Origin of the sequence: Paraburkholderia dipogonis (genome assembly GCF_042680985.1) — a bacterium.
Lineage (GTDB): Bacteria > Pseudomonadota > Gammaproteobacteria > Burkholderiales > Burkholderiaceae > Paraburkholderia > Paraburkholderia phytofirmans.
In genome coordinates this window covers 1-21,027 of record NZ_JBHUFR010000008.1, presented here as the reverse complement: position 1 = coordinate 21,027, position 21,027 = coordinate 1, and the positions used below count along the sequence as shown (strand labels likewise).

Sequence of the window (21,027 nt, the reverse complement as noted above, 5' to 3'; positions counted from 1 at the left end):
CGTTAATCCATCGACAAAGGAAATTCAACCAGAATTTTTTTGACCAAAAGTTTGCACGCGTCGGCGGAAAGGTTTATTAGTGATCGTGCCATTGCGATTCACGGTGTCTCGCATGCATGCATCACTCACGCTGCACATGCGGCGTATTCCGCGTGTCGTCATGAATGCGCCACGAATACATCGACCGGATAACTCAGAAGCACCTTGCTCGCAACACAATTCGGAGTCCGTTTGAAGTTCGATTCTCGCGGCTTCCGCATCACCGAGCGCTGCACCGGTGATCCACCCCGTCTTAAGCGACCGGCTACTTCGGGGCACGGTCACGGCGTCGATGTCTCACGCACCGCACCACTGCGCCACAAACAACTTCCAAAAAGGGAGAGCTGATCGTGAAACGCTCCAGGGCATACCAGAGAGGATCGCGAATTCTTCTCGCCGCATTGACCGCACTGGCCGGCCCGCCGCTATTGCTCGATGTCGCGGCGCCGGCCGCTCATGCGCAAACCGCCGCGCCGACCTCGGCGAAAATCTCGAACCAGCAACTGGACTCGCTGACCGCGCCGCTCGCGCTCTACCCCGACGCGCTCCTCGCGCAGGTGCTGATGGCCTCCACCTTTCCACAAGACGTACCGGCAGCGGCGGCATGGTCGAAGGCCAATCCGAAACTCCAGGGCGACGACGCCGTGAAGGCGGTCGCGTCGGAACCGTGGGACCCGAGCGTGCAATCGCTGGTGGCGTTTCCCCAGGTGCTGGCCACCATGGCGTCAAAACCCGACTGGGTCGCGCAACTCGGCAACGCTTTTCTCGCGCAGCCGAACGACGTGATGGACTCCGTGCAGCGACTGCGCAGACAGGCGCAGAAAGCCGGCAACCTGCAGACCAACCCGCAGCAGAAAGTGATAGTCGAGCAGAGCACGATCCAGATCGTGCCGGTCAACCCGCAGGTCGTCTATGTGCCCACGTACAACCCCACGGTCGTCTATGGCGTGTGGCCCTATCCGGCCTACCCGCCCGTGTATGTGCCGCCCCCGCCGGGCTATGCCGTGGCCAGCGGTCTCGCCGCGGGTATCGCGTTCGGCATCGGCGTGGCGATCACCAGTTCGCTGTGGAGCAACGTCAACTGGAACAATCACAGCGTCAACATCAACGTGAATCAGTTCAACAACATCAATGTGAACCGGCGGCTCGACGTGAATAGCAGCACGACCAACTGGAACCGGAATTCGACCTTCAACCGCAATACCTCGGCCAACGTGGGCAGCGCGCAACGCGATGCGTATCGCGGGCGCGATACGTCGGCAGCGGCGGCCTCGCGTGCGCAGGCTCAGCAGACCTTGCAGAACCGCACCGGCCAGAACCTGGGCGGAACGGCCAGCCAGCGCGTGCAGGGCATCCACCAGGGCGGCAACACGGCCGGCGGCATTCGCGACAGCGCGCAGAACGTGAACCGCGACAACGCGTTGCGTGGCGCGGGCAATGGCGGCGATGCGCAGCGCGACGTGCAGCGCGGACAAGCCAGCCGGCAGGCGCAGACGAGCAACCGCGGCGGCGGACTTGGCGCGAACGGCGGCGGTCAGCAACGTGCCGGCAATCTGGGAGCGGGAGGCGGCGGCCAGCAACGCGGCGGCGGCTTTGGCGCGGGCGGCGGCGGGCAGCAACGCGGCGGCGGCTTCGGCGCGGGTGGCGGTGGCCAGCGTCACTTCGGCCGGCATTGAACCGATCTCACAGGAGCCGCTCATGATCCGCATCCGCATGTTCCACATGTTCCGCATGTTCCACATCCCCGGCGCACGTCTGGCCGAAGCCTTTGCTCGCGCGCCCAGTCCGCGCCGCGCCGCTACCGCCCTCGGGTTCGCCGTGCTGTTGAGCGGCGCTTCCGGGGCGCATGCACAAGCCGTGTATCCGACGCCCGAGGCCGCTGTCGACGCGTTCGTCGAAGCGCTCGCCAGCAGCGACCATCCCGCCATGCAGCATGTGCTCGGCAAGGACTTCACTCGCTTTATTCCGACCCAAAACATCGGTGAACAGGATATCTACGACTTTCTTGGCGCATGGTCGAAGGGGCACCAGATCGTCGACGATCCAGCGCCGCTGAACGGCCACGCGAGCAAGCATCTGTCGGTCGGCACCAGCGGCTGGACGTTGCCGATACCGCTCGTGCAGACGTCGAGAGGCTGGCGCTTCGATCCCACTGTCGCCCGCGAGGAGATCGCGACACGCCGCATCGGTCGCAATGAGAACGCGGCCATGCTGATATCGCTCGCCATTCTCGATGCGCAAGGCGACTATCAGGCGCTAACCCAGCATTACGCGCAACGCATCGTCAGCACACCGGGCCAGCACGACGGCTTGTACTGGCCGAACGCGTCGGGTGAAAAAGAGAGTCCGCTCGGCCCGCTTGCCGCGGCGATGCCGCCTACCGGCAACATCTCGAAAGAGGGTTATTACGGCTATCACTTCCGCATTCTGACCGCGCAAGGGCCGCATGCGAAAGGCGGCAGTCAGAACTACGTCGAGAACGGCGCGATGACCAACGGTTACGCCGTCGTTGCATGGCCCGCTGAATACGGCAAGACGGGCGTGATGAGCTTCATCGTCAATCAGGACAGGCAGATCTACCAGAAGAACCTCGGCCCGAATTCGGCGGCCGCCGCCGCAGCGCTCAAATCGTTCGATCCGGACTCGTCGTGGGAGGCCGTGAAGCCCTGAGCGCGGCGTCGGCGCCGCAGGGCGCAATCGCGCGCGGGCGCCCGCCGTATGGCGCCCCGGAACTAGCGGTGAGCATGGCGTTGCCATTCGATTCGCGCCCGCCTGCGGGCTCGCGCGGCGAGCGACAGGCAGGCCGCGCCCAGCCACGCTTCGGAACCTAGCAATGAGTAGCCCACAAGGACCCGCCTTGCCGCCCGATCTGCCCGATCCCGATATCGTGCCGCGGCGCGGCTGGCTGCCCTCGCTCGTCTGGGTCGTGCCGCTGATCGCGGCGTTGATCGGTCTCGCGCTGGTCGTCAGAGCGGCCACGGAGCGCGGCCCGGCGATCACGCTCGTCTTCGACAACGCCGAAGGCCTCGAACCCGGCAAGACCCAGGTCAAGTACAAGGACGTCGAAATCGGTTCGGTGAAGTCGATCACGCTGTCGAAGGATCGCACGCACGTGCAGATCGCCGTGCAACTCACCAGGCAGGCAGAGAAGTTCGCTGTCAAGGACACCCGCTTCTGGGTGGTGCGCCCTCGCGTGGGCGCCGCCGGCGTGTCGGGCATCGGCACGCTGCTCTCGGGCGCGTATATCGGCGTGGATGTCGGCCGCTCTACGGAGACTCGAACCGAGTTTGTCGGGCTGGAGACGCCGCCGCCCATCACCGCGGATCAGAAAGGCCACCGCTTCACGTTGCACGGCGATTCGCTCGGCTCGATCGACATCGGCTCGCCGATTTTCTACCGGCGCGTGCAGGTGGGCCAGGTCTACGGCATTTCGCTCGACAAGGACGGCACGGGCGTGACCATGCAGGTGTTCGTCGCCGCGCCGTACGACCAGTACGTCGGCTCGAATTCGCGCTGGTGGCATGCGAGCGGCGTCGACGTGCGGCTCGATTCGACCGGCTTCGTCGTCAACACGCAGTCGCTCGCGGCGATTCTGGTCGGCGGCCTCGCCTTCCAGACGCCGCCCGGCCAGCCGATGGGCACGCCGGCCGCGGAGAAAACCCACTTCTGGCTCGCCGCCGACGAAGTGGACGCCATGCGCGCGCCGGACGGCATACGGGTACGCACGGTGATGATCTTCAGTCAGTCGCTGCGCGGACTGTCGGTGGGCGCGACGGTCGACTTCCGGGGCATCGTGCTGGGCCAGGTGACGGACATCGGCGTCGAATACGATCCGCACGCGCGCCGCTTCGTCATGCCGGTGACGCTGGATCTGTACCCCGACCGCCTGCGCCGACGCTCCCGCGGCGCTGCCATGCCCGAGGCGGGTACCGAGGCTAGCCACGAACTGCTGCGGCGTCTCGTCGAGCGCGGCTTGCGTGGGCAATTGCGCACCGGCAACCTGCTGACGGGCCAGTTGTACATCGCGCTCGACATCTTCCCCAACGCCGCGCCCGTCAAGTTCGACACCACTAACGAGCCGATCCAGCTGCCGACCATTCCAAACACGCTCGACGCGTTGCAGACGCAGGTGGCCGACATCGCGAAGAAGCTCGACCGGATTCCGTTCGATCAGATTGGCTCGAATCTGAACACGTCGCTTAAAAACGCCGACGCGCTGTTCAACCGGCTCAACAACGAAGTCGTGCCGCAGGCGCGCGACACACTCGCCGCGGCGCGGCAAACCTTCGGCTCGGCCGAGGCGGCGTTGCAGCACGACTCGCCAATGCAGTCGGATGTGCATCAGGCGCTGCAACAGTTGACCCGCACGCTGCAATCGCTGAACGCGCTGGCCGATTATCTGGAGCGCCATCCGGAGTCGCTGGTGCGCGGCAAACCGTGAGACAAGCCATAGCTCGCTTACGGATAGTCGCTGAATCGCGAGGTCGGCTCGTTGAGCGTCGAAGCCGGCGTATAGCCCGGCACGTTCGCGCGAAACTGGTTGAGCAGGCCGTTATCCACCTGTGAAAAACCCTTCAGCTGAAGCTGCATCAGCACACGCGTGCCCGTGCTCGGCGAGGTGGTCGAACTCGTGGCGTTGGTGTACTTTTCGAACGCCACGCCCAACGACCAGCAATCCGCATCGTACTGAAGTCCCAGCAAACCCGCGATCAGGCGGTGCGTGCTCATGTCGTAATTCACGCGCGCCACGCTCACCATGTTGTGCGCGAGCGGCCACTGCTCCGACACGATGAACTGATTGACCGGCTGGTAATCGAGCGTACTGTTGGCACGCGTATAGCGGTACGCGACGTTCAACACCTGGCGTGCGCCCGGCGCCCAGCCGAAGCCGGCTTCAGCGTGCGTGAGGTAATGGTTGGCCTGGCTGTACTCCACCGCCTGTTCGGTCGTGAAATCCGGACCCACCTTGTACGACGCCCCCGCGATCACACCGGTGCGAGCGACCGTGCTGAGCGCATCGCCGGTTTCCAGGGTCACGCGCGGCGTGCGGAAGTCGTACTGCTCCGCGAGAATGAAGCGGGCGCGCTCGTCGCCACTCGCGGGATCGATAAAACGCGTGGTCAGTGCGGCGGTGACGCGATTGGCGTCCGACACCCGGTCGTTGCCGACGAAGCTGTTCGGCATGAACAGTTCCGTGAGCCCGAAATCGGCCGCCGCCGTATCGAACAGCGGCGCGAACGCCTGGTTGCGATACGGCGTGTACACATAGAAGAGGCGCGGTTCGAGCGTCTGCAGGTACGATTGTCCGAAGAGCCGCACACTGCGCTCGAACCGCATGCCCGAGTCGAGGCTGAAGGTGGGCACGTTCACGCTGAACGATTTCGGCTCGCCGGCGGGCACGTCCGTACCGATCGAAGTCAGATCGTAGGCGGCGAAATGCCACGCGAGCTTCGGCGTGATGAACCAGCCGGGCCGTTCGATCGGATAGCTCACGTAAGGGTTGAACACGACGCGGTTGCCTTGCGTCATATCCGAAGACGAGATCGTGAAGCGCGTCGCGTCGCTTTCCGCGCCGAAGTCGAAGCCACCCACGTCATAGCGCGCATATCGCACGTTGACCTGGGGTTCGCGGTTATACGTGGAGTCGCTCGAGAAAGCCTGCCAGCGCTGCTCGCGAGCCAGCACGCTCCACGGCCCATTCGTATAGTTGAGGCCCGCCTCCTGCTGATACAGCGTAGTGGAGCCGGTCGGAAAAGCCACGCCCGACGCCAGATCGGTCGATACCGTCGAGTCCGACACGCGGTTGTAGTTCACATAGGCGCTCAGGCCCGAACCGAGATTCCAGTTCTGATTCAACGCAATCGAATAGCGTTGTGTGCCGGTTATCGCATCGTGCGGCAGCCACGCGAGCGACATCGTTCCCGAATCGTTCGGCTGGATATAGCGGTAATCCGCCGTCAGCATCTCGCCTCGGCGCGACATGATGCGTGGCGTGAGCGTGAGGTCGTAGTTCGGCGCGAGATTGAAGTAGTACGGTAATGCGACGTCGACGCCGTTGGTGGAACTGACCGAGAACGTCGGCGGCAGGAAACCGCTGCGACGGGCACCCGACAATGGAAACGACAGCCACGGGCTAGCCAGCAGCGGCACGCCCTGAAAAAACAGCACGCCGTTGTGGGCGATACCTTCATCATTGCCGCTGTCGATATCGAATTCGGATGCCTTCAGATACCACGCGGGCGCCGACTCGCATTGACACGTGCTGTACGTGCCGTGATGAACAACGGTGCGTTCGTTGTCGAGCACATCCGCGCGCTCGGCGCTGCCCCATCCGCCGCTGAGATAAAACCTGTACTTCAGCACGCTGATATAGCCTTCGTTCGCTTCCACGTAGAAATGCGCGTCCGGGCCGTCGAACACGTTGCCGTTGTCGACGAGGTGCACGTGGCCATAAGCATCGGCCTTGTCGCGATCGACGTCGTAATAGAGCGCGTCGCCCGCCACGACCGACGCCGGGCGCCGCAACTGCGCATGTCCTCGCAACGCAACGTCCGTGCTGGGCGTGGTGGTCATCGAATCGGCGATCGCCGAGGTGACGGGCTGGTTGCCCGGCCGCAAGGGTTGCTCGCTTAATTGCGGCGCGAGGCGCAGCCCCCAGATGCCGTCGAGCGATTCGGGCGCTGCCGCGGTGCCGGCCAGTTGCGCGTGACCGGCAAGGGGCGCGCATCCCGCCGCGCACAGCACGAAAGGAACGAGCGGCCGCAAACGCAGACGCTGAAAAACACGGCGTAGTATCAAATCAGGTAATGCCCGGAAAGGATAAAGGACGCAGCAATGCGGCGCGGTGAAGAGAAAGCCGGGCAAGCGCCCGTTCGAGCCGCGTCACGCGCGAGTGGATCGAGGCGACCGAGTGCATCGAGCGGGCGTTACTGAAGCGTCATGTCGTTCGAGCGGGACTCGCTCGCGCCCGCCGCATTCACGCCCGCCGCACCGCCGAGCGCTTGCAGCAGGTACGGAATCTGCCCGGCCGGCAACGAAAACGACAAGCCCGCGCTGCCGGATAGCCGGAAGCGGATCACCACCATCTCCATACCGTCGAGCCGGCCGACTTCCCAGCCTTGGCAGTGCAGCGCGAAACCCATCTCCTGATCGTTATGAAGCATACGGTCGGCGTGTTCGATGGCGTTCGGCAACGCGACCAGCAAGTCGTTGAGCACCGACCGGTGCAACGCGGCCGTAGGCTGATTACCGTGAATCAGCAGATATTGGCCGTCCGCGGTCAATTGCATGTCGGTAATCGAATCCAGCATGAAGGTCGACGCATCAGACACGGCCCGCGCCCTCCTGCCGTGGCGTTGCACGGCTCACGGCCGTGCCGTCCGCCGTAGCCGGCGCGCTGCCGGATGCCTCACGCGGAGCGAGCAGCGAGGCCAGAGCCAGATGGATCGAAAAGACCGGCGTCGAGCTGACACGCAGGACCGCCGCGAGAACCGCGGGTGAAAAGTATTCAATCATGATCGCTTCTCCAGAAACGCGTTTCGCAGGTAGCGGAATCGACCAATGGACGATAGCAGCGCACGCCGGCTGCTGGGTTACACGCCCCCTACGCTTCCTTGGGTTCTGTAACGCTTTATTTCGACGCACCGCCCGCAAACCGCACACGCCTGGCCAACGAGCACGGCGCGCACGTTAGCAACCCTAATGGACGGAAAGTTTTCAGTAACGATCGGCGGCGCGCGCGTCCCTATACTTCGCGCTTTCCAGAGCCAAGGCACGCCGTTTCGAATGCATCGCTCTCTTGCGCGTTGGTGTGCGATACATCGGGACTGAAACCCAAGATGAACCTTCAAGTATTAACGAGCCGTCTAGCCGGTGCGCTCTCGCTCGCCGGTATCGCGCTGACAAGCGGATCCGTCCACGCCGCGCAAGCTTTCGTGGTGCAGGACATTCGCATCGAGGGATTGAAACGCGTCGAGCCCGGCACGCTGTTCGCCTATCTGCCCATCAAGCAAGGTGACAGGTTCAGCGACGAGAAGGCATCGGAGGCGATTCGCGCGCTCTATGCCACGGGCTTCTTCAACGAAGTACGGATCTCGACGCAGGGCGATACTGTCGTCGTGTCTGTGCAGGAACGTCCCGCGGTCGGCACGATCGATTTCGCGGGCATTCACGAGTTCGACAAGGAAAATCTGACCAAGGCGCTCAGTTCGGTCGGGTTGTCGCAAGGCCGCTATTACGACAAGGCGCTGGTCGATAAAGCCGAACAGGAACTCAAGCGCCAATACCTGACGCGCGGTTACTACGCCGCCGAAGTCACCACCACGATCACGCCGATCGACCGCAACCGGGTGGCCGTGCTGTTCTCGGTCGCCGAAGGTCCGAGCGCGAAGATTCGCCAGATCAACTTCATCGGCAACCAGGCGTTCAGCAGCGATACATTGCGCGACGAGATGCAATTATCCACGCCGAACTGGTTCTCTTGGTACACCAAGAACGATCTGTACGCGAAAGACAAACTAACTGGCGATCTGGAACACGTGCGCTCGTATTACCTGAATCGCGGCTATCTGGAGTTCAGTATCGAGTCGACCCAGGTGTCGCTGACGCCGGACAAGAAGGAGATGTACCTCACGGTCACGCTGCATGAAGGCGAGCCGTATGCGATTGCGTCGATCGGACTTGCCGGCAACCTGCTCGATCGCGAGGCCGAATTGAAAAAGCTCGTGAATATCAAAGCCGGTGAGCGTTTTTCCGCCGAGAAACTGCAGGCCACCACCAAGGCGATCGTCGATAAGCTCGGCGAATATGGCTATGCTTTCGCCACCGTCAATGCGGTGCCGAAGATCGACCAGCAACGCCATACAGTCGATCTGACACTGCAGGTGGACCCGAGCCGCCGCGTCTATGTGCGCCATATCAACGTAATCGGCAACACGCGTACGCGTGATGAAGTGGTGCGCCGCGAAATGCGTCAACTCGAAAGTTCGTGGTTCGATTCGAACCGTCTCACGCTTTCGAAAGACCGCGTCAACCGTCTCGGCTATTTCACCGACGTCGACGTCACCACCGTACCGGTGGAAGGCTCGCCCGATCAGGTCGACGTGGACGTCAAGGTGAGCGAGAAACCCACTGGTGCGATTACATTGGGCGCGGGCTTCTCATCCACGGACAAGGTGGTGCTCTCAGCCGGTGTCTCACAGGACAACGTATTCGGTTCGGGCACGAGCCTGGCCGTGAACGTGAACACCGCGAAGACCTACCGCACGCTGACGGTGACGCAAACCGATCCGTATTTCACGGTGGACGGCATCAAGCGCATCACCGACGTGTACTACCGCACCAGCTATCCGCTCTACAACTACACGGACACGAGCTTCCGCATCATCACGATGGGTGCGGATCTGAAATTCGGCATTCCGTTTTCCGAAGCGGATACGGTTTATTTCGGTGTCGGGCTTGAACAGAACCGCCTCAACACGGATTCCTCCACACCGCAAAGCTATCTGGATTACGTCTCCGAATTCGGCCGCGTGGTGAACAACGTGCCGCTGACGACTGGCTGGGCTCGCGACAATCGCGACAGCGCGCTCGTGCCGAGTCGCGGCTACTTCCTCCAGACCAACGGCGAAGTCGGCACGCCGGCCGGCGGCACCGAGTACTACAAAGCAGACGTGCAGGCGCAGTACTACTACTCGTTCGCGCGCGGCTTCATTCTTGGCCTGAACCTGCAAGGCGGTTACGGCAATGGTTTTGCCGGCAAGGCCTATCCGATCTTCAAGAACTACTACGCGGGCGGCATTGGCTCGGTGCGCGGTTACGAGGCCGGCTCGCTCGGGCCGACCGACAAGACCACCGGCGACCCGATCGGCGGCTCGCGGATGGTGGTGGCCAACGTCGAGATGACATTCCCGCTGCCGGGCAGCGGCTGGGACCGGACGCTGCGTGTATTCACCTTCCTCGACGCCGGCAACGTCTGGGGCGACGAAGGCAACAGCACCGGCGCCAACGGCTTGCGATACAGCTATGGCGCGGGTCTCGAATGGATTTCTCCGATCGGCCCGCTCAAGTTGTCACTCGGCTTTCCAGTCGTCAAACATGCGACTGACAAGTATCAGAAGTTCCAGTTTCAGATTGGCACGTCGTTCTGAGCGGGCGCGGAAGATCGCAAGAATCACACACGACGTATGGCTAGAACATATCCGCAGCCGCCTGACGCGGTGAGTCCTTCCCTTTGGCTTCCGGCTCGGCCCGCGACGGAATGAACGGCCCGGTGACCATATTCGCGTAGCTTTGCCCCGGTCCCACCATCGGAAACACATCGGCGTTTTCGTCGACCATCACTTCGAGGAAAGCCGGTCCGTCGAATTCGATGAAGGCCTTAAGCTGGCCCTCGAGTTCGCTCAGGGTTGCAACGCGACGCGCAAACTCGAACCCGTCGGCCTGCGCCGCCATGACAAAATCCTTGCGATGCAGCGACTTGTCGCTCACGCACAAGCGGCCCTCGTAAAAGAGACGCTGCCATTGCCGGATCATCCCGTCACCGAGATTGTTCAGCAACAGGACCTTGACCGGCACGCCATAAGTGGTGGCCGTTTCCAGGTCGCCAATATTCATGCGGATGCTGCCGTCGCCATCGATGTCGATCACAAGGGCATCCGGCCGCGCCAGTTGAGCACCGATAGCCGCGGGCAGCCCGAAACCCATGGTCCCCATGCTGCCCGAAGTCAGGAAGCTGCGCGGCTCGACGAAGTCGAAAAATTGCGCAGCCCACATCTGATGCTGGCCGACGCCCGTGGTGACGATAGCTCGCCCGCCGGTCAGGTCACTGAGCTTTTCGACGACGAATTGCGGCTGAATTGCCGGACTATTCCGGTCGTAGTTCATACCGTAGACTCGCTTCAGTTCCTCGATACGATCGAGCCAGTCCAAACGTGGTTGCACGGCGGGGCCGTGTTTCATCAGCGACAGCAAGGTTTCTTTGGCGTCGCCCACGTGCGTCCAGTGCGCCCGTTTCACCTTGTTGATTTCCGCCTCGTCGATGTCGATATGCGCGACATGCCGCGCTCTCGGCGCGAATGCGTCAGGGCGGCCACCGGCGACCCGGTCGTCGAAGCGGGCGCCGACCGCGATCAGGAAGTCACAGTCCTCCACCGCGTAGTTCGCACACGCAGCGCCGTGCATACCGAGCATGCCGAGGCCCAGTTCGTGTTTCACGGATATGGCGCCGAGACCCATCAAGGTGGTCACCACGGGGATTCCAAAGCGCTCGGCAAACCGGCGCAGCTCAGCGGTCGCGCCGGCCGCGATAATGCCGCCGCCGGCATACAGCAGCGGCCGTTTGCTTTGCGCCAGCAGATCGAAAAAGTCGCTGCGCTTGCCCTCGTCGAGACGAGCACCTTTTGCCACCATTCGAAGACGGTCGGAATAGCCTCTAAACTCCAGCGTACCTTGCCCCTGGTAAGTGCCGGTCCAGTTCTGGATGTCCTTGGGCACATCCACGACGACCGGACCTGGACGGCCGGTGCGCGCGACTTCGAACGCGGTCCGCAGCGTCTGTTCGAGCTTCACCGGGTCGGTCACAAGAAACACCTGCTTCGCGCACGCCGACATGATGTTGAAGACGGGCGCTTCCTGGAAAGCATCCGTGCCGATCATGGCACGAGGCACCTGCCCGCATATGAGGACGACGGGGATCGAATCGCCGTTGCAGTCGGCGATCGGCGTCACCGCGTTCGTCGCGCCGGGGCCCGACGTCACCATGAAGACACCGACCTTTCCGCTCGCGCGCGCGTAACCGGCGGCCATGAAGCCGGCGGCCTGTTCATTGGCGGGCACGACGAGTTTGATCTGACGCTCGGGCGTTTGCGCGTGCATTTCGTTGAAACGAAACACGGCGTCGTACGTCGGCAAAATGGCGCCGCCGCTATAGCCGAATACGGTATCGACGCCCTGTTCGCTGAGCACGCGCAGGATGATGTCGGCGCCCGACATCGATTCGCCGGCAGCCGCCGGTTTCAGGAGAGCGTCTAAAGCAACATTGGGGTTTTGGGTCATGGCTGGCTCGCATGGAAACGGGCGCCGAGAACATCAGCGGCCAAAAATCTACGGTCGATTTCCCTTCCAACTCGAGAACAGCGTATGTTCCTGACCAGCTTATGGGCGATTGCTCCGACGGGTTCTCCGTGCAAAGCGCAGCCCATTCAGCACTTTTTTGATGTGCGTCTGGAAGTATCGTGAGAAACGGCTTTGTTCATTCTGACAATGATCGAGGCTGCGCACACGCATAAAAGAGCGTGTATCCAGGCCAGGATAGGCCGGATTTGAGCCATGGCGGTGATGCACCGGCATCACCGCACTACGCTCGCGCCGTCAGTCCCCGAATGCACTCGAAATCAGCGCAGCCTGCCTCGCCGCGTGGACCGCGTGGTAACCGGGCGCGGTCGACGCGGAAGCCGCCGGCCCCGCATACCGCAGTTGCGCGGCCGAAGGCACGATCTCGCGCAACTGCGGTTCGACGAAGCTCCACGCGCCCTGGTTGCGCGACTCCTCCTGACACCAGACCACCGTCTTCAGGTTCGGATAGCGCGCGAACTCCGCGGCGAGCTGCCGGGACGGAAACGGATACAACTGTTCGACGCGAATGAGCGGCGTGTCGGCAACACCCGACGTGCGGCGATGTTCCAGCAGATCGAAATAGACCTTGCCGGAAGACACGATCACGCGCTCCACACTCGATGCCCGCGACGCCTCGGCCTGCGTATCCACCAGAATCTCGCGGAACGCACCCGTGGCCAGATCGTCGAGCGTGCTGACGGCTTCCGGATGACGTAACAGCGACTTGGGCGTCATCACGACGAGCGGCCGGCGATCGAAGACAGCCGCTTGCATCCTCAGCAAGTGGAACAGTTGCGCGGGCGTGGTCGGTTGGACTACCCGCATGTTGTCCTGCGCGCAGAGTTGCAGATAGCGTTCGAGCCTCGCCGACGCATGTTCCGGTCCCTGCCCGTCCTGGCCATGCGGCAGGAACAGCGTCAACCCGCTGCGTTGCCCCCACTTCGCGGCGCCCGCCGCGATGAACTGATCGATCACGACCTGCGCACCATTCGCGAAGTCCCCGAACTGCGCTTCCCACACGACGAGCGCATCGCGATTCACGGTCGAGTAGCCATACTCGAACGCCAGCACGGCCGCCTCCGACAGAATGGAGTTCGTCACGGTAAACCGGCCTTGCCCCTCGCCGATATGCTCCAGCGGAATGTAGACGCCCTCCGACCGGCTCGCGCGCGTCTGGTTATGCAGAACGGCGTGACGGTGATTGAAGGTGCCCCGCGCGCTATCCTGACCGCTCAGGCGGACATCGATCCCGGCGCCCAGCAACGAGGCGAATGCCATGTGCTCGCCCATGCCCCAATCGAGCGGCTTGTTTCCCGCGGCCATCTCGCGGCGTGCGGCGATCATCTTGCCGACCAGCGGATGCAGCTCATAACCCTCCGGAACGGTCGAGACCTGCTGCGCCAGCGCACGCACCTGAGCGGGCAACGGAGGCCCATACTGGACCGGGCCGGCATAGTCCTCGAGAAACTTCGGCCATGCGGGTATATCGTCCGGCTGGACGGCTGCCTCGACCGCGTTGCTCTCTCTCGCGTGCTCTAGGCTTTCGCGCTGCGCTTCGAAGTAATCCTTGACCTGGTCCGGCGTCACCACGCCTTCCTTGATCAACTGTTGGGCATACACGGTCCTCACGCCCGGGTGGCTGGCAATCGCGCGGTACATGAGAGGCTGCGTGATAGCGGGCGTGTCCTGTTCCTGATGCCCGTGCCTGCGGAAACAGACGAGATCGATCACCACGCTGCGCCTGAACGTCGTGCGATAGTCGAGCGCGAGGCGCACCGCCATGGCCACTGCTTCCGGGTCGTCGGCGTTGACGTGCAGAACCGGCGCCTCGATCATCTTCGCGATATCGGTGGTGTAGAACGACGAGCGCGTATCGCGCGGATCAGAAGTCGTAAAGCCGATCTGATTGTTCACGACCACGTGGACGGTTCCGCCCGTGCCGTGTCCGCGCGTGTATGACAGGCTCAACGTCTCCATTACGACGCCTTGCCCGGACATTGCCGCATCGCCGTGAATTTCGACAGGCAGCACGTCGCTGCCGTCGCCCTTGTCCGAGGCGTCTCCTTTGGCGCGAGCCATGCCCTGTACGACCGGATTGACGATTTCCAGGTGCGAAGGATTGAACGCAAGCACGACCTCGACGGGCCCGTCGTCCGTCTGCGTGACGCTGCTGTAGCCCTTGTGATACTTGACGTCGCCGGCCGGCAGAGGGTCGCCGCTCTTGCCCTCGAACTCGTCGAAGAGCGCGCGCAAAGGCTTGCCGACAATGTTCACGAGTACATTCAAACGCCCACGGTGCGCCATGCCCATCACCACCGTGGCGACCTTCTTCGATGCGCCGTAGCGAACGAGTTCATCCAGCAATACGATCAACGATTCGCCGCCTTCCAGCGAGAAACGCTTTTGCCCGACATAGCGCGTGTGCAGGTACTTCTCCAGTCCTTCAGCAGCCGTCAGACGTTCGAGGAAGCGTTGTTTCTCCGCTACCTGGAACGAAGGTTTCGCGCGGGTCGACTCGAGTTGCATCTGCCACCAGCGGCGCTCGCCGGCATCGGCCAGATGCATGAACTCGGCGCCGAGTGTGCCCGTGTAAGTCTGATCGAGCGCCGCGACGATGTCCTGCAGCGTGGCGTCTTCGTCGAAAAGAAACGTGTCGGCGGTGCTGAAGCGCGTGGACATGTCGGCTGCCGATAGGCCGTAGAACGCTGGCGTGAGTTCGATCGAAGCCTTCGGCGGCGTCCACAGCAGTGGGTCCAGGTTCGCCTTGCGCGTGCCGATCATTCGGTACGCGGCAATCAGCGACTGCACGGCCACCTGTTTTCTGGCGATCGCAAGGCCGTCATCGAGCGTGATCTGCGTGGCGCGCGAGCGCCTGGCCAGATCGACGAAGGTGGAAACGACCGGCGCGTGCGGCTCGTCATCGCGGTCGCTGCCGTCGATAGCGGGAGTTTCGCGCAACGCATCGAAATACGCGCGCCACTCATCCGCGACCGATGCCGGGTCGGCCAGGTAGAGTTCGTATTGCTCCTCGACGTAGGGCGCGTTGCCCCCGAACAGAAAAGAGCTTTGAATTTTTTCCATCAACATGATGAATCTGTCCTCCATTCGCGTCATGGTCTGAATCTCGACCGTGACATGTGTGAGACGGCTGTAGCCTCATCGTGGCGAGTCCGGCGCGCAACCAGGGGCTAGGGACGGACGTGCATTGCGCCGGCGACAGATTCTCTGGTGCGCCCGGGCTTTACGTTCCCAGCCGCATTGATGAGAACAAGAATAGGTAGTCGGCGCAGCGACTGTGTGCATCGTTGGCGCTTTCGCTGGCCAATGGAGGTGAAATTTGGGCCACGCAGCCGATGGCGCCATGCGCGATAGCCAACGAGCGTGTCCACGCGCCTCCCTAGCAGTATTTCCCGGTTTGAATACCCCCACCTGGTGTAACAAGTGATTTTCGGGCTAGCGCATTTATCCCGTGGCGCTTCGCCCTTATAGTCACTGCAGCGAAGAGGCACCTGTGTCGCGAGCCGGCGCGCAAGCCGCTCACCGGATGCGCGCGGAATCGCGAACGGTGGGCCAACCGGCCCGCGCGAGGGACGCTGGCATGAACGCCAGCAATTAGCAACGAGGGTCACGCCATGAAAGTCGCCATTGTTGTACTCGATGATGTGCAGGCGCTGGATGTCGCTGGCCCTTTGGACGTATTCGCCGAAGCAAACACATTTTTGCCCGAGCATCAGAAATACGAGGTCTTGCTCGTAGGAAACGAAGCCGGTACCGTAACCTGCTCCAACGGGATGCAACTCACGGTTCCCCATGGCTATACGGACTTCGACACGCCATTCGACTTGCTGCTAGTGGCAGGCGGACCGCGCTTGCCCAATGTCCAGCCGCAGCCCAGGTTTCTGAAGTGGCTGCAAGATCAGGCGGGTGGCGCAAGCCGGTTCGGTTCCGTTTGCAACGGCGCATTCGTGCTCGCGCGCGCTGGCCTGCTCGACGGCAAGGAAGTGACCACGCACTGGGCGGATGCAAGCCGCCTCGCCGACGAGTTTCCGCAGGCGTCCGTGCAGCCCGACCGCATCTTTATCCGCGATGGACGCCTCTTTACCTCCGCCGGCGTGACGGCGGGCATCGACCTGTGTCTTTCGCTCGTCGCCGAAGACTGGGGGCACGAACTGGCGGTGCGGGTTGCGAAACGTCTGGTGGTCTACATCCAGCGCGAAGGCGGACAATCTCAATACAGTCCTTACGTTGGAGTGCGCAAGGACCAGGATCCGATCGTCGGCAAGGTGCTCCGCTACGTGACCGAGCACATAACCGAAGCGTTGTCGATCGAACAGCTCGCCAGCGCCGTGTCGGTCAGCCGCCGTACTTTCTCGCGGTTATTCGCGAAGTATGCGAAGGTGACGCCTTCGGCGTTTGTCGAACAGGTTCGCGTCGACACCGCGAGGAAATTGCTCGAGGAAACCGATGCGCCTCTGAAGACCGTGGCGTTCAATTGCGGTTTTCACAGCGCCACGCATATGCGAGCCACGTTCTTCCGGCGGCTCAACGTCACGCCCAGACAGTATCGCCAGCGATTCCGTGGCGCGGTGGGTAAGCAGTGGACATCGGCCGACGTGGAAGAGCAAGTCGAAACAGCGGAACTGGAAATGGTCGACTAGGTCGAGAATCTGCGCAGGCTGGTTGCCACGCGGCGCCTCGAATGTACTTCATCTAATGAACACACTGACACCATCTGTGACTCGCGCCGATCTGTTTCGATCTCTTCCTGATCTCCTTGAGCCGGGTTTATCCGTCGTATTTTGCGGTATCAATCCGGGCGTGCAAGCGGCGTCGACGGGCCGCCATTTTGCCGGTCGAGGTAATCGGTTCTGGCGGGCCATTCATCTGGCGGGTTTTACTCCCGAACAGATCGGACCCAACGACGACTACACACTTCTTCAGTACGGCTGTGGTCTCACCACGGTAGTCTCGCGTCCCACCGCGCGGGCGGACCAACTGTCCTCATGGGAATTCAAAGCGGCCGCTGCCGGGTTCGAGCGGAAGATCGAAGGCTATGCGCCGCAATGCGTGGCCTTCCTCGGCAAGATGGCGCTCAGTGCAATGTCGGGCAGCCGCGACATCGGGTGGGGGCCGCAGCCCACCACATTCGGCGGCGCGCGCGCATGGGTGCTGCCCAATCCGAGCGGCCTGAACCGCTCGTTCAGCCTCGATGCGCTGGTGGCTGCCTACCGTGAACTTCGTCTTGCCGTCGCGCCGGCCGGGTCGACGGGGTCTGCTTGAACGGCTCGCGCCCTCGGCACACCCTATTTCACCGAACGCAAGATTCCAGAAGTCTCATTCACAGCCAGCGCGGTCTCCATGTGTTGTTGAAGATGCACGTTTCTGCGCAAGGTGTCCGTCACAAACTCCACGAAGGCCCGAATCTTACCGCTTGCGCCGCGCCGCTCCACATGCAGCAGGTTGACTGGCGTCGACTCGGGCTCGAATGCCGTCAAGACCGGCAGCAGCGTTCCATTGAGCACCTCAGGGGCCGCCTGGTAGGAAAACAGTTGCGTGATTCCCACGCGATCGACGGTGGCCATCACGGCTGCGGGCGCCAGGTTGACGATCATTCGCGGTTGAACCCGGACCGATAGCCGCGAACCGTTTTCATGAAACGTCCATTCGAGAGGATTCGTCACGCCGGTGAGTGACACGCAATGGTGATCGGCAAGCTCCCGTGGATGAACGGGTTCGCCATGCGCCGCGAGATACGCGGGAGCCGCGTAGGTTCGACGCCGTACAAAACCCAACGGAATGGCATAGATCGACGAATCGCCCAGGTGGCCGATGCGTATGGCGACATCCACGCCCTCCTCGAGAAGTCGCGTGGTGCGATCGACATACACCGCGTTGATGCTGACGTCCGGATAGCGCTGGGCATACGCATCGATTAACGGAGCGATGAAGCGCTGGCCAAACAGCACCGGCGCGGAAATGGTTAGTGTGCCTACCGGATTGTCCTGACACGCCGCGACATCGGCTTCGGCGTCCGTGACGGCATCCAGCACCTTCCGGCAGGCATCGAGGTACGACATACCCGCCTCCGTTGGCCGGACTGAACGGGTTGTTCGCGCAAGCAGTTGCGCGCCCAAACGGGCTTCGAGCGAGGTGAGCGCCCGCGACACCGCGGGAGCGGACATGCCCAGTTTGTCCGACGCGCTAGTGAAACTGCCTCCGTCGACGATGGCAACGAACACCTCCATCTCGCGCAATCTGTCCATTTCGATTCCAACTTCAATGTGTTTGCAGCTTGCCGATAGACCTGCGCGCTTGTCACGGGGACGTCGCATCATCGGACGCCAGGAAGATGCCGCGATCTTAAACGCCATGCCTTGCATGGTGACGCTCTCTTTGCGCGCTTGACTCGAAGAAGACTACAAATGGCCGATATCGAACGCTTTAAATCAGCGACCAGAGCGGCCTTTGCGATATTCCATCTCAGTGGCATTGGCTTTGTTGAGCAGACGGAAAATGACTTTTTCCGGATCGGCGCGGTGGCTGATTGTCTGTGACGAGGCTGGCAGAATTCGCGCATTGAATGGCCCAATACGCGGCCTGCTTGTGCTTCAACAAGCCCTGTCCATCTCCGACAATCAACTCAGCCATCGCGCGACAGTCGCCTGATGATAAATCGACTGCATCGCTGCGATTCCGTGTCCTGCCAGCCGACCAGGCGTCCCCAACCAGACCAAGGAATCCATGTTTTCTGCAATGCTCGAAGTCAATCCGTTATCCGAACAATTCGACGCCTATCTCGGCATGGCCAAGATGCTGCGTCCGGAACTCGAAGCGATCGACGGTTTCGTCGACAACACCCGTTACGCGAGTTTGACACGCCAGGGATGGCTGCTCTCGCTATCGAGCTGGCGTGATGAGAAGTCGCTAATACGCTGGCGAGTGACGACGAACCATCACAAGGTGCAGCAGGCGGCGCGCGACCGCGTGTTTGCCGACTATCGCCTGCGCATTGGCCAGACGGTCGCCGATACGCGCGTACCGGCCGGGCAGACGCTGGTCGAGCAACGCCTCGATGCAACCGAAACGGGACTTGGCAAGGCGGTCACGCTACTCGACGCGCAACACGCGCCGGACTGGGTCAGGCAGGCGGGTGCGCAAGCGGTTGCAGAGGCGCTTGGACTCGATACGAAGGCACCCGGCCTCGTCGCCTGGGACACATTCGACGCGTTGATGACACCCGGCGACGTGATCGCGGTAGCGACGTGGGACGACCTCGCGGCCGCTGAAGCCTTCGAGCGCAATACGACCCTGCCCAAGTCTGTGCGCCTGCGGCACATCCGCATTGTCCGGGAGTACGGAATGTTCGATCGCCGCGAGGCGCCTCAATACTTTGCAGCGGTGCAGCCCAAGGCGTGAGCCGGCCGTAACGCGATATCGGTATCCCCGTAATAAGGCGATTGATCGCGCCGCCCCAGGCGGATGAAAAGCTGTTCTGCCTAAAGAGCAGATTCATTGCCTGGGGTGAGCGCGTTGTCCTTGTCTTCATAACGATAGTGACGTTGGCCGGATTTGCGCACGAAATGGCCTGATACGCGACCTGTGTCGGCTTTCAGAAAGCCGGGCCTACTCCTAGAATTTCATCAACCGAATGCGCGGCAGCAATGCTTTGCAAGCGCCGGGCGCGACACGGAGATTTCCCCACGAAATGCCGCATTAAACACGGGTAGCCGGACTTTTATGAACACCGTCAACGCACCGATAACTGGAACAGGAGAAGTGAAGTTCGCGCCATCGTCGGCGCCGGTTTCAGCGCCCCCAGTACAGCAAACGCCGAGCGAAGCGACACTGCCGCTGCGTCTGGCAATCGGCCTGCTCGGCATGTTGCTGGCATCACTGCTCGCCATATTGAATGAACAGGTCACCGCGGTCGCACTCGCCGATATCCGCGGCGCGTTCTCGATCGGACGTGACGACGGGACATGGCTGACCACCCTCTTCGAGGCGACGAACGTGGCCACGATGGTGTTCGCGCCGTGGTTCGGCGTGACGTTCACGCTCAAGCGCTTCACGATCGGCGCCGTGCTCGCCGTGATGGTGTTTGGATTGCTCTGCCCGTTTGCACCGAACCTGCCGGCGCTCTATGTATTGCGCGCGCTGCAGGGCGTCGCCGGCGGATGTCTGCCGCCGATGCTGATCATCGTGGCGCTGCGTTACCTGCCCCCGAAGGTCAAGTTATACGGGCTCGCGGGCTATGCACTGACCGCCACCTTCGGACCCGCGCTCGGCACGCCGCTCGCCGCGTTATGGACGGAATACGTCGGCTGGCAAATGGCATTCTGGCAGATCGTGCCGCTCGGACTCATCAGCTGCGTGGCAATCTACAAAGGACTGCCGGCGGATCCCACCCGACTCGAACGGCTGCGTTCATTCAACTGGACCGGATTTCTCCTCGGTTATCCGGCCATCGCCATGCTCGTGATCGGCCTGCTGCAGGGTGATCGCCTCGACTGGCTGAACTCCACGTTTATCGCCACCATGTTTTGCGGCGGCACACTGCTGCTCGTGGCGTTCCTGATCAACGAATGGTTTCATCCGCTGCCGTTTTTCAAACTTCAGCTGCTTGCCCGCAGGAACTTCGCGCATGGGCTGCTGACCCTGGTGGGCGCGGTGACGCTGCTGGTCGGTGTCGCCGCCATACCCGGCCAGTATCTCGCGCAGATTCACAGCTACAGGCCGCTGCAAACCACGCCGCTGTTTCTGCTGGTGGCCATTCCCCTGCTGATTTCGCTCCCGGCGACCGCCGCGCTGCTCAATCTGCGGCAGGTCGACCACCGCTGGGTCATGGCGATTGGACTTTGCCTGATGGCGATCTCG

Annotated in this window: 15 protein-coding genes; 9 read left to right on the top strand and 6 right to left on the bottom strand. The window is 62.3% G+C overall.

Annotation, left to right across the window (positions count from 1 at the left end; translation table 11 throughout):
• Positions 1 to 389 precede the first annotated feature (389 nt).
• The 3 genes from ACFSNN_RS10100 to ACFSNN_RS10090 all read left to right on the top strand — a co-directional run bounded on the left by ACFSNN_RS10100 (position 390) and on the right by ACFSNN_RS10090 (position 4,480).
• A complete protein-coding gene (locus ACFSNN_RS10100; protein ID WP_134455972.1) occupies positions 390 to 1,715 on the top strand; it encodes a DUF3300 domain-containing protein in 1,326 nt (441 codons plus the stop codon).
• Positions 1,716 to 1,737: 22 nt separating this feature from the next.
• Positions 1,738 to 2,709, top strand: a complete 972-nt coding sequence (locus tag ACFSNN_RS10095; RefSeq protein ID WP_134455971.1) for a DUF2950 domain-containing protein — start codon at positions 1,738 to 1,740, stop codon at positions 2,707 to 2,709.
• A 163-nt stretch (positions 2,710 to 2,872) separates the two neighbouring features.
• The gene (locus ACFSNN_RS10090) at positions 2,873 to 4,480 is read left to right on the top strand and encodes a PqiB family protein (protein ID WP_134455970.1); all 1,608 of its coding nucleotides are present in this window, start codon (positions 2,873 to 2,875) and stop codon (positions 4,478 to 4,480) included.
• Between the two features lie 17 nt (positions 4,481 to 4,497).
• Here the strand turns inward: ACFSNN_RS10090 and ACFSNN_RS10085 are convergent, their stop codons facing one another.
• From ACFSNN_RS10085 to ACFSNN_RS10075, 3 genes are all read right to left on the bottom strand, one after another.
• Complete coding sequence (locus ACFSNN_RS10085; RefSeq protein ID WP_134458824.1) at positions 4,498 to 6,783, bottom strand: LPS-assembly protein LptD; 2,286 nt, start codon at positions 6,781 to 6,783, stop codon at positions 4,498 to 4,500.
• A 182-nt stretch (positions 6,784 to 6,965) separates the two neighbouring features.
• A complete protein-coding gene (locus ACFSNN_RS10080) occupies positions 6,966 to 7,370 on the bottom strand; it encodes a hypothetical protein (protein ID WP_134455969.1) in 405 nt (134 codons plus the stop codon).
• Positions 7,363 to 7,554: a hypothetical protein gene (locus ACFSNN_RS10075; RefSeq protein ID WP_134455968.1), complete on the bottom strand. Its 192-nt coding sequence runs from the start codon at positions 7,552 to 7,554 to the stop codon at positions 7,363 to 7,365. Before ACFSNN_RS10075 ends, ACFSNN_RS10080 begins: the two co-directional genes overlap by 8 nt.
• Before the next feature lie 323 nt (positions 7,555 to 7,877).
• Between ACFSNN_RS10075 and bamA the strand changes: the two genes are divergently transcribed.
• Complete coding sequence (gene bamA, locus ACFSNN_RS10070; RefSeq protein WP_208949460.1) at positions 7,878 to 10,187, top strand: outer membrane protein assembly factor BamA; 2,310 nt, start codon at positions 7,878 to 7,880, stop codon at positions 10,185 to 10,187.
• Between the two features lie 40 nt (positions 10,188 to 10,227).
• Here bamA and ilvB read toward each other — a convergent pair whose 3' ends face one another.
• On the bottom strand, positions 10,228 to 12,093 hold the full coding sequence (gene ilvB, locus ACFSNN_RS10065; protein ID WP_134455967.1) for a biosynthetic-type acetolactate synthase large subunit: 1,866 nt from the start codon (positions 12,091 to 12,093) through the stop codon (positions 10,228 to 10,230).
• 315 nt (positions 12,094 to 12,408) lie between these two features.
• Positions 12,409 to 15,240, bottom strand: a complete 2,832-nt coding sequence (locus ACFSNN_RS10060; RefSeq protein WP_166799219.1) for a 2-oxoglutarate dehydrogenase E1 component — start codon at positions 15,238 to 15,240, stop codon at positions 12,409 to 12,411.
• Between the two features lie 545 nt (positions 15,241 to 15,785).
• Between ACFSNN_RS10060 and ACFSNN_RS10055 the strand changes: the two genes are divergently transcribed.
• Together ACFSNN_RS10055 and mug are read left to right on the top strand one after the other, a co-directional pair.
• Entirely contained in the window at positions 15,786 to 16,811 is a 1,026-nt protein-coding gene (locus ACFSNN_RS10055) for a GlxA family transcriptional regulator (protein WP_134455966.1), read from the top strand.
• Positions 16,812 to 16,866: 55 nt separating this feature from the next.
• Positions 16,867 to 17,433, top strand: coding sequence for a G/U mismatch-specific DNA glycosylase (mug, locus tag ACFSNN_RS10050; RefSeq protein WP_134455965.1), 567 nt, complete (start codon positions 16,867 to 16,869; stop codon positions 17,431 to 17,433).
• A gap of 23 nt (positions 17,434 to 17,456) precedes the next feature.
• On the opposite strand, the gene ACFSNN_RS10045 is transcribed toward mug, so the two are convergent.
• Positions 17,457 to 18,416 (bottom strand): LysR family transcriptional regulator, encoded by a 960-nt coding sequence (locus ACFSNN_RS10045; RefSeq protein WP_134455964.1) that lies wholly within the window; start codon positions 18,414 to 18,416, stop codon positions 17,457 to 17,459.
• Positions 18,417 to 18,575: 159 nt separating this feature from the next.
• On the opposite strand from ACFSNN_RS10045, the gene ACFSNN_RS10040 reads away from it, so the two are divergent.
• The 3 genes from ACFSNN_RS10040 to ACFSNN_RS10030 form a co-directional block, all read left to right on the top strand.
• Positions 18,576 to 18,707 carry a hypothetical protein gene (locus ACFSNN_RS10040; RefSeq protein WP_279631100.1) on the top strand — a complete coding sequence of 44 codons (132 nt, stop codon included), beginning with the start codon at positions 18,576 to 18,578 and terminating at the stop codon, positions 18,705 to 18,707.
• A 187-nt stretch (positions 18,708 to 18,894) separates the two neighbouring features.
• Complete coding sequence (locus ACFSNN_RS10035) at positions 18,895 to 19,569, top strand: antibiotic biosynthesis monooxygenase family protein (RefSeq protein ID WP_134455963.1); 675 nt, start codon at positions 18,895 to 18,897, stop codon at positions 19,567 to 19,569.
• Between the two features lie 321 nt (positions 19,570 to 19,890).
• On the top strand, positions 19,891 to 21,027 hold a 1,137-nt coding region (locus tag ACFSNN_RS10030), incomplete at its 3' end, for an MFS transporter (RefSeq protein WP_377779166.1).